This is a genomic window from Halorientalis sp. IM1011, assembly GCF_001989615.1.
In the GTDB taxonomy this organism is placed as follows: Archaea; Halobacteriota; Halobacteria; order Halobacteriales; family Haloarculaceae; genus Halorientalis.
Genome location: NZ_CP019067.1, coordinates 1173727 through 1185390, shown reverse-complemented (window position 1 = coordinate 1185390; position 11664 = coordinate 1173727). Strand labels below are relative to the sequence as shown.

Below are 11664 nucleotides of genomic sequence, written 5' to 3'. Positions count from 1 at the left end.
GTTTCACGACTCGAAATTCCTGTACTTGCGGTCCTGAACCGGCTCTGTGCCGGTGCGAACAGCGGCTGTTTTTCAGGGGGTACAGAGACTGCCACTTGCCGACGATTTCACATCCGAAATAGAGCTCGACGTCGTGTCCTCGCCGGTAAACGATCGGGTATTCACTAACCAGAAAACACTTGATCGACTGACAAGCATGCAGCATGTGCACTATTTCGATCAGCATCCGCGTCTATCGCTGGTCGTTCTCGGCGCCAGTACCATCCTGATCGGATACCTTCTCGACGGTGAACTGTTCCACGGATACTCACTGTCGATCACTGCCGTCCTCCTACATGGTGGGGTATTTGCACTGCTTCTGGCAGGGACCATGACGCTGTGTGGACGGACAGCACTGCCTCCTGATCTCTGTGGTGTCGTGTCTGCACTCCTCGCGTTCGCTGTCCTATATCCACTCGCGGTGGGATTCATCTGGTATAATCTCGTAGTCATGCCCCCGCCGTCCTATGGCGGCGATCCAACACTCGTGAGCATGGCCTGCAACCGACTAGCGTTTCTGCTTGGACTTGCCCCGATCACAGCAGGCGTTGTCGCCGGAGCCTACTTGGCAACACCTCGTGACAAGCGGTTACTAAGAGTCCCACTACTTGCCGTCTTACTCGTCATCGGCGGCCCCACGATGGGCTATTGGGTGGCCGTTCAGGATGGGGCACACAGCGGCTTCGCGATTCTGGTGTACCTTCTGCTCGCAGTGGGTGCCGGCCTTGGAACACTCCCACTCGCGCTCTTCGCAAAGCTCGAATATGACACTTTCAACGATGAACAGGAATCGTAATTGAACAGGGGCTCTTGCTTGGCTCTGTCCCAGTTGTGGTTTCTTAGTCCGAACACAGACCTCTTCCAGTTTGTAGCGTGTCAGCGGAAAGCTGCCTACGAAATTCGTGCATAGAAGGACAGACTCTGTCCTGACCGACTCTCAGCCAGGAACCAGACGCGATCTCTCCCTGCTCAGTGTAGATGCATATTGAGTATGGTTGAGGAGGGAGGGTTAGAGTGCGAGCGGGTTGACCAGATGGTCTGAACCAAGCCCATTTCAGTAAGAACTCCGAGTGGATGAGTATGTCGCACGAAACAAGCTCAGATTTTGGAAGCACTGTTATAGTACTCGTACTTCTTGGAACAATCGGGTATTTGGGTTTGCGAGTGATATCTCCAGTCATCAGGATTAGTGATATCGGAGCAGGAGACCCACTCAGCAGCGGACAGAACTCATTGATTGCAGCCGTATCTCAGATACCCACAATTTATCTCGCTGCTGGATTCTTTGGAGTTGTCCTCTCTGGTCTGTGGTTATTCGCCTACATTTCTGGAGACCGCTAGATGTAACCGAAGTAGAACAGTCCACCTACGACAATCACAAGTAGGACAGCCGCCCAGACTAACCACGACGGTCGCGATGAACGGTGCTGCACAAGTACTGTATTCCCGCAGTTGGAACACTCGCTTGGGTTAGAGCGGTGGACCTTCCCGCACGAACTGCATTCCCATTTCATTGTTTGAATAGATTCTTCGCTCTCTCAGACAAGGGTTTGTACTGCCAGCCGCATCGATGACACGTTAGGTAATCGTCCCCCTCCTGCCGCTTGACGTACGACTGGCAATTTGGGCACGTTCCTTCCTCTGTAGTGGTTTCGTAGTAGTCGCTCTTGAGGGCGCGATAGACCAAAGCTTTGCCCGAGCCGTTAGATATCAGCCAATAAACACAGTTGTCGCCGTCTATCTTTGAATACTCACCACGGCTGCCGCTCAAACTGAACCGTTCCGGAACCTCAATCCAGGCGGGAACATCCTCGGTATATTCTGGTTCTGGGTCCTTCCAGTCCTCCATATGTGTCCAGCCAAGACACTCCATTCCACGGCTCTCAGCTTCTTCTATTGTTCCATCCATCTCCTTGGGGACGGTCCCGCCCATCACTTCGCTCGGACTCATACTTCATCTATGTCAGTTGTAATAGTTAAATGTCCGTACAAACCGCTTCAGGGAGAACGAATGAGCGTCACCATTACTGTTTCAGATGACGGCCACGTCGAAGCGATGCACAACAGCGGTCGCGTCCTGTACGACTTTACGATTGACACAGACAGCGACTCCGTGACCCTAGCCGACGACCTCCTTTGCGGAGACCTCGCGACTATCGGACGCCACGATCTTCCCGACCGTGGCGACGCAGGTGGTTCGCGATGGTTCCTGATGCGAATTTATCTGATTTGGATCCCCGCGAAGCACGTATGGAGATAGTGGGCGTATTGGTGTTGAGAGTAGCAGTCATAGATGATTACACTGAGTCGAACAGTTCGTGATTCGGTTGTGTTTTAGTCCGCAAAGTTCGTTATCAGATACGATGGAAGAGGTTGAGTTAGAGGAGACGATTAAGACGGGAATTGCCCTTCTTTTGATACCGCTCTCCGCGCTGGTTCTCCTCACAAACGAAATCCTGTTTCACCTTAGCGTCCTATCTCGCGTCGATACGGGAATCGTCGGTGAAATCACGTTTGTTCTTGGCTGGTTGCTACTCATCACATCGACGACGTATCTCGCGGTATCACGCTTCATTTGAGGGGCACACGCGGGTGTAGAAATTGAGCCGAAGGTTCACTGTATTGCACACGGCAGTCCTGACTGTTCTCGATCAGGACGAGATCCCGTGGGTGCCACTGGTAGTACTTTCTGAAGTAGGCGATCCACACAGCCGTTCGTGAGTCTCCACATAGCCATTCCGTCCGGTGGTTTTCGGTGGTTGGCCACGTGGTCTCGGTTGTCGGTTGGTCGTGGTGTGTGACGGCGGTAGTGCCCGCCCCCGCGGGCTGGGGTCCCGCGGCTCGCTGCGCGCCGTGGGTGCTTGCGTCGCCGGGGTCACCGACAGACTCGCGGTGCTCGTCTGTCGTGCTCCCGTTCGCTCCCTGCGGTCGCTCACGGGACTCCCCCAGCCCGCGGCCCCGGGCGGTCCCACCCGGCGTGGACTGGTCGGGCAGTCGACGCCACTCCTCTATCGATGTGTCGTGACGGCCCGCACCGCTCGCCGCGTGCCGCCCTCCGCTAACTCACGGCTCACTTCGTTCGCCGTTCGCGTCCCGAGACGTTCGCTTCGCTCACGTCTCGCGTCGCTCGCGACCGACCATTCCGGGCATGCGGCGAGCAAGCTCGCCGTTCCGGGCTAAAATGAATCTGGTCTCGGCGCCAGCATTAAGCGCGTTTTCGGTTGCGCCCCTCGCGGGCGTTTCGCGTTCCAGCGCTTGGTGCCGCCTGCGCTGTCGCGCGCCACAGGGCGGCGCGCGTTCTCGGCGACAGTCGCGCTGGACACGGACCCGCAGTCCGGGCCGGACACGAGAAACGGCTTAAAGCTGGCCGCTCGCTCCGGGCGGACGGCGCGCGGTGCTGGATGGGGGCTCCTGTGCAGGCGCGCTCTCGCTCGCGCCCATAGGGCGCTCGCGAAGGCGCGAGCGAGAGCGCGCAGATGGGTCTGTCGGACGTGACGTCGAGGAAAGCCGCGATGTAGTAGCATCGCGGTGGCGGCGCGTGAGCGCCTTCGGAGCGTACTAACTCCAATGACTTCTAGAAAGACAGTCGTAGATAAGGATTCGGTCGATGCACAGAACGCGAAGTACCCGGACGAGACGCGGTACGCGGTCGAGGACGAGCCCGAGCTCCGGGCGACGGTGGAACTGGAGTCCCAGGCGAAGGTGGACACCAACCATCCCGATGCACGCCCGGAAGGCATGACGCTCGAAGGGGAGGAGACGCACCTGGCGCGGACGATGGAGAAGAAACGGACGCGCCAGCGGTTGGACGACCGGCAACAGTCCAGCCGGGAGCGCCGATCTCGCGAGGTGGCCAGTCGGGGGAGTCACGAGCGACGACAGGCGTTCCAAGAGCGCGCGGCGAGCGTGGCTCCATCACAGGGGTCGACGGATCCCCGGGAGCTGTGTTCCCGGGCGGAACTGGCGAAAATCAACGAGCAGGCGGCCCGGCTGGTCGAGGAGTGCGACGGGTGGTCACGAGCAGCCATCGCGCGGCGGTTGGCGGCGCGGGTCGTCGATGGAGCGGACATCTCACGGGCGGTGCTGGACGTGGTCGAGGGCTGTCAGCGCGAACCCGGGACGGTGGTGCCGATCGCGGCCGTGCCGGAGGTCGACCGAGCGACGGTCAGCCTGGACGGTGAGATCGTCCAGTTGTGGGCGACCGACCACCCGGCCATCGCCCAGTCGGGGTTGATCGCGGACGAGACGGACACGATCAAGTTCACGGTCTGGGAGAAAAGTCGCAAGCGCCCAGTCACAGAGGGTGATCAGGTCGTGCTGCGTGGGGCACAGAAGAGCTGGTACCAGGGCCGGTGCTCGGTCGCAGTCACCGGGTCGACGCTCGTGACGGTCCAGGAGTAGGGCTGGGAGACACCTCCTTTTTTGGACGACCCTTCCACGCCAACCCCACCGCCCCACCCTCCGCTCCCGGCCGCAAGCGGCCGGCAGCCACGACCGACAGTCCCCGTGGACTCAGTGCCCACCATCAACGGTGAGTTTCTCGTAGAGTTCGGTCATCTCCTGGGTCGAGCCTCGGGGGATGTTCAACAATCGCCGATAGTCGGCCATCTCGTCGTCCAACTGCGGCGGAAAGTAGTAGATGGCGAACGCCCGACCCGATTCCGGGAGCTGAACGATGACATCCGTGGCAGGTTCGTCGACGCCGGGAATGGCTGCCAATCGATCTTCGAGCGGGCGTTTTCCGAGCAAGATATCCAGCCACAGTTCCTCCTGGGCGCCGAACATCGGATAGAGCTCGAGGTATACTTGTGGACCGTCCGCCTGGCTGCCTGGAGTGAAATATCCTCGTCGGGGAAACTCCCTCTCAGTGACCTGGGTCGCATACGGTTGGAGTTCCTCCGGGAGTGATCGAAGGACGCAGTAGTCGATGTAGACGCTCTCGTCCTCGAGTACCTCTATCTCCCCATCGAACACTGCTGGTCCCGGTGACTCACAGTCCCGGATCGTCGCCCGAATCTTCGCCCCGCGCGAGAGTCCATCGACCGTCTCCTGCCGGTCACTCAGATATGCATCGGATGCAACCGCCCAACTCCGGTGGTTTGCAACTCTCTCCGCAGCCCCCTCGGGATTCAACTGGATAAGGTTGTGATGCTCTCTCTCCTCGGGGAGAGGATAGACGCGAAATTCGTCCGTGATTGCGTCCATATTGTAGCTCAGAAAGACAGACCAGTTAGTTCCCATGGAACCGAGTGGCAGCGGTCGATTCGCTGTGTTGGTGTGCGGGACTGGCATCACGCTGTGGCGTGTGACCGGTTCCAACAATCGGTATCAGCTGGAAGGGAGCTGCTGGGCTGTGTTCTGCCGGTCGGTGGCGAATCTGCGAACTGCATAGTGGTGATCGCCCCCGTGGGGTGCGGGGCGATCACCCGTCCCGTGTGATCGAAATGGGACATCGTGCACTCGTTGCCTACGAACGACCTGATGGATCGTACAACCTGCACTACAGCCACTGGGGCGCTTGCAACCTCAGACTGAAACACGACATCACGCCCGAGACACCCTTCGGCGGTGACCGAGCGGAGGAGACCCACCAGTTGCTCTGCCGGACGCTCAGAACCAGCACCGACGAGCAGGCAGTCTCGCGGTACGTTCGCGAGGCCAATCTTCTGGCCTCCGAGGTCAACCACAACCCGATGGCCATCGGGCTCACGAAAGACGAGATCGTCACCGAGTACCTCGACTTTCTGCACCACGAGGCGTTCTTCGAAGTCGCCCAGGACTTCGACGTCACGGCCTACCGCACGCACTGGTTCGGGCTGACGTACGACTGCAAGACGGTTACTGACGCACCAACGGTCGGGAACGGCGCGCTCCGGACGGTGCGGTGGGTCGATGGTGAGCCGGTGGGTGACGGTGCTGCTCAGGGTGAGTTCCGGGCGCTGAAAGCCGTCGTCGGCGACATGGTGGATCGCGGCATCTTCACGCCCGACGAGGCGATGGAGTACATGCAGACGATGCTGGAATCATGGGCCGGCCATCGGCATGAACTCCTCGTTCGGACACACTCGCATCGAACACCCACGAACGTGTAGACATCCGTCTCTCTCAACTGACTGTGGTCGGAGACTAACCGATTCCTCAGCAGAAATTCTGCGTCACGTAGACACGCGTCCCCTCCTCGGTTTCGGTGACGTAGACACCGACCCCCTCTCGGTTCCAGCGTGATCGAAGGATGTTCTCCCGATGGCCTGGCGAGTTCATCCACTGGGTGACCACACCCTCGGCCAGTTCGTCGGGTGAGGAGTGATAGACTTCGCCTTGCTTCGTGTCGATTCGCTCCTCGTAATAGGTGTAGAGGATGTTTTCACCCGACCCACGACAGGAATAGTCGAACTTGGCATACCGATCTTCCACCGTCTCACCATTGGGCGCCTCGTGGGCAAAGTACTCGTTGTCGGCCATGTCCTTGGAGTGATAGCGGGCGATCTTCCGGAGGTCGGTATCGAATGAGATCGGCGGCAATCCGTGGTCGTCACGCACGCTATTGATTTCGGCATGAATTCTCTGCTCGAGGTTCGCTCGATCCAGGCCACCCTGCATCTCAGTGTCGTCAGATCCACCAGTGGTGGTGTCATCCGACTCTTGCTGTGGCGTGATGCCACCGATGTCGTCGTGGACCTGTGACGCAGTCGTTGTGTCGTCGTTGACAAGGTTGTACGCGGCGGCATCGAGTGGTGCGACACCGGTCCCGAAAGCGTTCGCGATAAGCACCACAACAATCGCAAAGCCAAGCACGACCATCCCGGTCTGGCTCAGCCATCGTCCCAGGGTCTCAATGCCTGTGTGGAGATGTCGGGACCGTCGGACCAGTCGTAATCCAGGGATTCCAATTGTCCAGCCACAGCTGTGGCACGTGAGGACGGAATCTCCACCCTGTCTCCGGATGTATTGACCACACGATGGACAGGATCGTGGTGAGGCGGGGCCGGGGGCCAGCGTGGTCAGAAGCCATCGCCAGACACGGCTGCACACATCTCGGAGGGGCCGGAGCAGGTAGTGGAGAATATAGCCTCCGATCGCAACGGCTGCGGCAGTGATGACGATCATAGTTACGGCGTTGGTGGTAATCGGTGCGGACCCGGCGACGCGGAGCCCCAGAATGCCGAGCGAAAAGAGTACGGTCAGCGTTGTGACGACCTCCCAGGGCGAGTAGTGATGCCTGCGTCGATGCCGATTACCCATCTTGTCACCACCTTATCGTGTTGAGAAATAAGTTTGCGGGCGTCCATACGAGATTTTCACCGCTCCTGGGCAAACGACGCTGTTTGTAGCTATTATTGGCCCCCGAGGGGTGCGGGGCCACACGCGGTGGTCGCGCTGATTCGAGATGGCGACTAGTGACAACACGACATTCGACGACCGCGAGACGCGTGACGAACAGATGCGAGCGACCATCGACGAGTGGGTCGAGGACCTCACCGACCTCGTCGACGACGCACAGGCCAGCGCGGAGTTCCAGGCGTGGCTGGATGTCCAGAGTCGGTTCCACGACTACTCGCATCGGAATACGCTCTTGATCAAACAGCAGTGTCCGGAGGCGACGAAGGTCGCGGGCTACCGGACTTGGCAGGAAGAGTTCGACAGACACGTCACAGAGGGCGAGTCGGCCATCTGGGTCTGGGCACCGATCATCACGACGCGTTGCCCGGAGTGTGAGAACTCGCCGAGCTACCACGACCAGTCAGACTGTGAGTACGACGAGACACCACCGGAGGAGTGGGACGAGGGGCTGGTCGGGTTCAAGCCCGCACCAGTGTTCGACGTCTCCCAGACCGAAGGTGAGCCGCTCCCGGAGCTCGACACTGAGACGTACGGCGATGGAGCCGACCTGGTCGACGCACTACAGTCGGCTGCGTCCGCTCTCGATGTCGAGGTTCAGATCGTGGCTGAGTCCGACTGGTCCCAGCCGGGTGCCAAGGGTGTCTGTAGTCAGTCAGGACGGGACGAGTGGCCAGTCGTGAAGGCAAAGAATAGAGCGAACGACGCGGATCTGGCGACGACACTGATCCACGAGTACGCACACGCGCTGTTGCACTTTCAGGTCAACGACGACAGCGAACGGGCGAAACGAGAGGTCGAGGCCGAAGCAGTGGCGTACGTCGTCGGTCGGTACTTCGGACTCGATACCCGTAACGCCGCGTTCTACCTGGCGGCGTGGGCTGACGAAGAGACAGACACCATAACTGACCGACTGCAGCGGATCAGTACGACGGCAACGGCGGTTATCGACGCAGTCAACGACCAACTGGGGGACAGCACAACGTAGCGGCGATCACACGCCTCATCGACTTCTGAACCCTGAACAGTATTCACAGGCTGTCATAGAACAATTCCCAGGGTGATTGATTTCGAGAGGTCCGGGAATGAATCGCCTGCTCAGTGTGTCTGAAAACCGACTGTTAGAAACACGCCGTCGTTCAGCACATACTTATAATTAGAGTTTTATTATTAGGTTGTGTCTGACATATCAAATTGGAGAGATAGGAGCATTCTCAAGGAATATTATATAGAGAAGGGCTGGTCAACCAAGGAGATCGCTGAAGCTGCCGATACATCACCTGCCCTAGTTGCAGATTATTTATCACGTAGGAATCTTCTACGAGACGTGGAGACAGTACACCAGACAAGAGACACAGAAAACACAGAAGATACGCATTTTTGTCCGGAATGTGACGAAGAATTCGACAATATGGAGAATTGGTCAGATCACCATCTAGAGGCCCATTTTCTCGGATAATCATATTTGGTCAATTTTTAAGCTGCCAGAAACTCGATTTATTCTCTGTTTACGATTTTCTAAGACCCTGTACTAATCAAATTGAGGGGCGAAGGATCTGTATGTGAACCGTTGTATGTCGCCCTAAGCATACAGCTACGTGTCCATTCTGATCTACTCCAAGCGTCCATGTTTTTGTCTCCCCTCCATGGGCGGAGGGAGCAATGCCCTCAAGAAACGATGAGTTCGGAGGTACCCGAATCCACGACCGATACCACACACGCACAGACAACACCAGACACATCGGTGCCGGAACTGACAGTCGTTGCGTCCGGACCCGCGACGTTCACCCGGCAGGTGAGCGACGACGAGGCGGCGAGTATCCTCGCGGAGCACGACAGTGTTAGCCTGCACATCGAACGGGAGATCCGGTCGGCTGACGCGTTCGAGACAGTCGTCGATCCAATGTTCGACGGGAACGGCCCAACTGTTTGCAAGCCCGTGATCGTCGACGATCTCCTCGCCGATCACGCGATGGACGGCTACCAGCGTGACGGAGCTATCGACGACTGGTCGTTAGAACTCACTGGAACAGCCACTGACTGGAAGCAACTGAGTCTCGATCTCGTTCCCGATCTCCATCGGTGCGACACGGACGAAGCGGCCGCAGTCACCCGACTCTGGAAACTCGCAGCGGATGGGATCACGAACGATGGGGCCGTTCTCGCCGCACTCGATATCGCCGACCAGCACGATCTTGATACTAGACGCGACAGGCTGACTGAGTTACTGACAGAGGCTGAGGACGAAGCGGACTAAGTAGTTCATCAAGCGGGGAGTGATGTGCAAGATACAGAGGCTGGATGCAGCAGGAAACGCAACTCAGCACTCAGTAGGTCTGGATGTGGGCGACGGTGTCCTCGTACTCACTCCCATCTAGATCCTGCAAGAGATTTCCATCGGCGGTGTAGGCTGTCGCATCTCGTTCGACGGCGAGTGCGACGTAGGCAGCGTCGTAGGCCGTGATGTCAACGGCATTCGTAATCTCCGCGATGGGGCCGACCGACCCGAACGAGACGAGTTCGATACCGTAGTTGTCGAGTGAGTTTGCGGCCTCGCGGAGTCGTTCACCATCGTAGTGGCCGCTGTAGTTGAGTGCATTGACCGCCTCGAAGGGCATGAGCGCCGGTGCGCACAGGTCGTGCTTTCCGTTGAGGAAATCGTCGCGGAGTGTGCGGGCCTGTTCGTGATGCTGTTCGGGAATGTACCACTTCACGACAGTGCTGGTGTCGACGACGATGTCCGCCATCAGGTCCGTTCCTCTCCGTATCGGGTGTCGCGGAACTCCCGGATCGTTTCCGCTGTGTTGGTCGTCGCCACCTCGTCGGCGTCGATGGCACTGCTCAATCGCTCGCTGGTCGCAACCGCGTGGGCGATATTCCGCGATTCCAGACTGTGTAGTTCCTCCTCGATGTGGTCACGGAGCACTGCACTCCAGTTTACCTCGTCGTGTTCTTCCATCCGTGCTTTCACCTCGTCGGGGACACGGAAACTGACGCTTCCCATGGTGTATTACATGTACTACTGTAGTATAAGTCCTACGCGGTGCCCAGAGACTGGCTCTAACATTACCATGGCCGGTTTTCGACATCAACAGATGCAGTCGTGTTTCCGGCCAGCAAGCTTCGGGATATGGTCGTGCATACACTCGGCGTATACCAGCATCGCTTCGGCCTGCTCCGCGGTCGCACGCTCCTGCTGGTAGTATGTTCCGTTGCGGTAGTTTTGCCAGAGTTCAACCAGTTCGTCTTTCGTCGACTCTGAGAACACGCCAGCCTGCACACCGTACTCGAAGGTGTCCTCGTGGTTTATCAGATCGGTTGTTTCTGCGAGTTCGCTGTCGACCACATAGAACTGTACCGTCCGCTCGAGCGCGGCGAACGATCCCTCAACCACCAGCGTATGGTGACGGTCGATGTCCCGTAGCGCTCGAATTCCGTCTAAGATGCGACATCCTTTCCGCAACTGCAGAAGCGCTTCGCCCTCGACGTCCAGTCCTGGTTCAATGCTGCCGCGCCGGCTGAACGCCGCCACGGCGGCGCTCAACGCGTCGCTGCAAGGATCCGCATCACTCATCGCCGACCACCTCTTCGGCAGTGGCATCGCCCAACACGACGTCTTTCACGCGTCCCAAAGCGCTGGAATTCTCGATCACTACGCCCTCGGCCAGCACCTCGTCGATCCCATCGTCCGCTTCGCCGTGACTCGCTGCCGACGCCACGGATTCGACCAACACCTCGAACTCGTACCGGTGCCCTTCGTCACCGAATCGCTGCTCACCAAGATCGACGGCGATGTCGGTGGCTGTGCGCCGCGCCTGTAGGAGATCGTCGTCGTTGTCAATCAGTATCCAGACGTCGATGTCGCTGCGACGGTCGGCATCACCGCGTGCGACACTTCCGAACACGACCAGTGCCGAAAACGACGGCACCTCTGTGCGAACCCGTTCGGCAAACGCTCGTACCGGTTCGCGGAATTCATCCTGAGGGAGCGTGAACAGTGGCTCGTCCGGGATCATAACCCGTTCGCGGTTCACGCGCACACGCTTACTGCGTCCACTTTCGTCGACGCGCACGAGTGCCAGCTGCTGGAGCAGGTCGACCGCACGCGACGTCGTCTTCGAGCCGTTATCCGTGATGTCGCGCAGTTGACGCACAGAGAACTCCCTGAATGGATTGCGAATGAGAAGCTCGAGCACGTCCTCCATTGCCTCGTACCGGAACACCTGCTCCTCACCAAACGGGAAGGAGAGGTGCAATCCAACAGACTGGTCACCTCCAGTGCCCATA

16 protein-coding genes are annotated in these 11664 nt (G+C 58.5%); 9 read left to right on the top strand and 7 right to left on the bottom strand.

All coding sequences use genetic code 11. From position 1 onward, the window contains the following. Positions 1 to 46 precede the first annotated feature (46 nt). Complete coding sequence (locus BV210_RS05955; RefSeq protein WP_157525884.1) at positions 47 to 835, top strand: hypothetical protein; 789 nt, start codon at positions 47 to 49, stop codon at positions 833 to 835. A 284-nt stretch (positions 836 to 1119) separates the two neighbouring features. After that, on the top strand, positions 1120 to 1380 hold the full coding sequence (locus BV210_RS20210; RefSeq protein WP_172824881.1) for a hypothetical protein: 261 nt from the start codon (positions 1120 to 1122) through the stop codon (positions 1378 to 1380). Between the two features lie 169 nt (positions 1381 to 1549). On the opposite strand, the gene BV210_RS05950 is transcribed toward BV210_RS20210, so the two are convergent. Continuing rightward, positions 1550 to 1990 (bottom strand): hypothetical protein, encoded by a 441-nt coding sequence (locus BV210_RS05950; RefSeq protein ID WP_077205749.1) that lies wholly within the window; start codon positions 1988 to 1990, stop codon positions 1550 to 1552. A gap of 60 nt (positions 1991 to 2050) precedes the next feature. Here BV210_RS05950 and BV210_RS05945 point away from each other — a divergent pair, with 60 nt between their 5' ends. The 3 genes from BV210_RS05945 (at position 2051) to BV210_RS05930 (ending at position 4440) form a co-directional block, all read left to right on the top strand. Continuing rightward, positions 2051 to 2299 carry a hypothetical protein gene (locus BV210_RS05945; RefSeq protein WP_077205748.1) on the top strand — a complete coding sequence of 83 codons (249 nt, stop codon included), beginning with the start codon at positions 2051 to 2053 and terminating at the stop codon, positions 2297 to 2299. A 103-nt stretch (positions 2300 to 2402) separates the two neighbouring features. Continuing rightward, positions 2403 to 2618, top strand: a complete 216-nt coding sequence (locus tag BV210_RS05940; RefSeq protein ID WP_077205747.1) for a hypothetical protein — start codon at positions 2403 to 2405, stop codon at positions 2616 to 2618. A 988-nt stretch (positions 2619 to 3606) separates the two neighbouring features. Beyond that, entirely contained in the window at positions 3607 to 4440 is an 834-nt protein-coding gene (locus BV210_RS05930) for a hypothetical protein (protein WP_077205746.1), read from the top strand. A 111-nt stretch (positions 4441 to 4551) separates the two neighbouring features. On the opposite strand, the gene BV210_RS05925 is transcribed toward BV210_RS05930, so the two are convergent. Further along, positions 4552 to 5244 (bottom strand): hypothetical protein, encoded by a 693-nt coding sequence (locus BV210_RS05925; RefSeq protein ID WP_077205745.1) that lies wholly within the window; start codon positions 5242 to 5244, stop codon positions 4552 to 4554. 239 nt (positions 5245 to 5483) lie between these two features. Here BV210_RS05925 and BV210_RS05920 point away from each other — a divergent pair, with 239 nt between their 5' ends. Further along, positions 5484 to 6131: a DUF6735 family protein gene (locus BV210_RS05920; RefSeq protein ID WP_077205744.1), complete on the top strand. Its 648-nt coding sequence runs from the start codon at positions 5484 to 5486 to the stop codon at positions 6129 to 6131. A 46-nt stretch (positions 6132 to 6177) separates the two neighbouring features. On the opposite strand, the gene BV210_RS20205 is transcribed toward BV210_RS05920, so the two are convergent. Continuing rightward, on the bottom strand, positions 6178 to 6840 hold the full coding sequence (locus BV210_RS20205) for a CAP domain-containing protein (RefSeq protein WP_172824880.1): 663 nt from the start codon (positions 6838 to 6840) through the stop codon (positions 6178 to 6180). A gap of 586 nt (positions 6841 to 7426) precedes the next feature. Here BV210_RS20205 and BV210_RS05910 point away from each other — a divergent pair. The 3 genes from BV210_RS05910 (at position 7427) to BV210_RS05905 (ending at position 9634) form a co-directional block, all read left to right on the top strand. After that, the gene (locus tag BV210_RS05910; RefSeq protein WP_077205742.1) at positions 7427 to 8365 is read left to right on the top strand and encodes an ImmA/IrrE family metallo-endopeptidase; all 939 of its coding nucleotides are present in this window, start codon (positions 7427 to 7429) and stop codon (positions 8363 to 8365) included. 189 nt (positions 8366 to 8554) lie between these two features. Next, positions 8555 to 8836: a helix-turn-helix transcriptional regulator gene (locus tag BV210_RS19775; protein WP_157525882.1), complete on the top strand. Its 282-nt coding sequence runs from the start codon at positions 8555 to 8557 to the stop codon at positions 8834 to 8836. 336 nt (positions 8837 to 9172) lie between these two features. After that, entirely contained in the window at positions 9173 to 9634 is a 462-nt protein-coding gene (locus BV210_RS05905; protein ID WP_157525880.1) for a hypothetical protein, read from the top strand. A gap of 70 nt (positions 9635 to 9704) precedes the next feature. Here BV210_RS05905 and BV210_RS05900 read toward each other — a convergent pair whose 3' ends face one another. The 4 genes from BV210_RS05900 to BV210_RS05885 all read right to left on the bottom strand — a co-directional run bounded on the left by BV210_RS05900 (position 9705) and on the right by BV210_RS05885 (position 11663). Further along, a complete protein-coding gene (locus BV210_RS05900) occupies positions 9705 to 10124 on the bottom strand; it encodes a type II toxin-antitoxin system VapC family toxin (RefSeq protein ID WP_077205740.1) in 420 nt (139 codons plus the stop codon). After that, entirely contained in the window at positions 10124 to 10381 is a 258-nt protein-coding gene (locus BV210_RS05895; RefSeq protein ID WP_077205739.1) for a hypothetical protein, read from the bottom strand. The genes BV210_RS05900 and BV210_RS05895 overlap by 1 nt, the downstream gene beginning before the upstream one ends. A gap of 84 nt (positions 10382 to 10465) precedes the next feature. Continuing rightward, positions 10466 to 10951 carry a hypothetical protein gene (locus tag BV210_RS05890; RefSeq protein ID WP_077205738.1) on the bottom strand — a complete coding sequence of 162 codons (486 nt, stop codon included), beginning with the start codon at positions 10949 to 10951 and terminating at the stop codon, positions 10466 to 10468. Next, positions 10944 to 11663 carry a nucleotidyltransferase domain-containing protein gene (locus tag BV210_RS05885; RefSeq protein WP_077205737.1) on the bottom strand — a complete coding sequence of 240 codons (720 nt, stop codon included), beginning with the start codon at positions 11661 to 11663 and terminating at the stop codon, positions 10944 to 10946. The genes BV210_RS05890 and BV210_RS05885 overlap by 8 nt, the downstream gene beginning before the upstream one ends. Position 11664 lies beyond the last annotated feature (1 nt).

What these genes read in the sequence shown, in the direction of transcription:
- BV210_RS20210 (WP_172824881.1), top strand. Translation starts at nt 1,120, where the DNA reads ATGTCGCACGAAACAAGCTCAGATTTTGGAAGCACTGTTATAGTACTC.
- BV210_RS05950 (WP_077205749.1), bottom strand. Translation starts at nt 1,990, where the DNA reads ATGAGTCCGAGCGAAGTGATGGGCGGGACCGTCCCCAAGGAGATGGAT.
- BV210_RS05945 (WP_077205748.1), top strand. Translation starts at nt 2,051, where the DNA reads ATGAGCGTCACCATTACTGTTTCAGATGACGGCCACGTCGAAGCGATG.
- BV210_RS05940 (WP_077205747.1), top strand. Translation starts at nt 2,403, where the DNA reads ATGGAAGAGGTTGAGTTAGAGGAGACGATTAAGACGGGAATTGCCCTT.
- BV210_RS05930 (WP_077205746.1), top strand. Translation starts at nt 3,607, where the DNA reads ATGACTTCTAGAAAGACAGTCGTAGATAAGGATTCGGTCGATGCACAG.
- BV210_RS05925 (WP_077205745.1), bottom strand. Translation starts at nt 5,244, where the DNA reads ATGGACGCAATCACGGACGAATTTCGCGTCTATCCTCTCCCCGAGGAG.
- BV210_RS05920 (WP_077205744.1), top strand. Translation starts at nt 5,484, where the DNA reads ATGGGACATCGTGCACTCGTTGCCTACGAACGACCTGATGGATCGTAC.
- BV210_RS20205 (WP_172824880.1), bottom strand. Translation starts at nt 6,840, where the DNA reads ATGGTCGTGCTTGGCTTTGCGATTGTTGTGGTGCTTATCGCGAACGCT.
- BV210_RS05910 (WP_077205742.1), top strand. Translation starts at nt 7,427, where the DNA reads ATGGCGACTAGTGACAACACGACATTCGACGACCGCGAGACGCGTGAC.
- BV210_RS05900 (WP_077205740.1), bottom strand. Translation starts at nt 10,124, where the DNA reads ATGGCGGACATCGTCGTCGACACCAGCACTGTCGTGAAGTGGTACATT.
- BV210_RS05895 (WP_077205739.1), bottom strand. Translation starts at nt 10,381, where the DNA reads ATGGGAAGCGTCAGTTTCCGTGTCCCCGACGAGGTGAAAGCACGGATG.
- BV210_RS05890 (WP_077205738.1), bottom strand. Translation starts at nt 10,951, where the DNA reads ATGAGTGATGCGGATCCTTGCAGCGACGCGTTGAGCGCCGCCGTGGCG.
- BV210_RS05885 (WP_077205737.1), bottom strand. Translation starts at nt 11,663, where the DNA reads ATGGGCACTGGAGGTGACCAGTCTGTTGGATTGCACCTCTCCTTCCCG.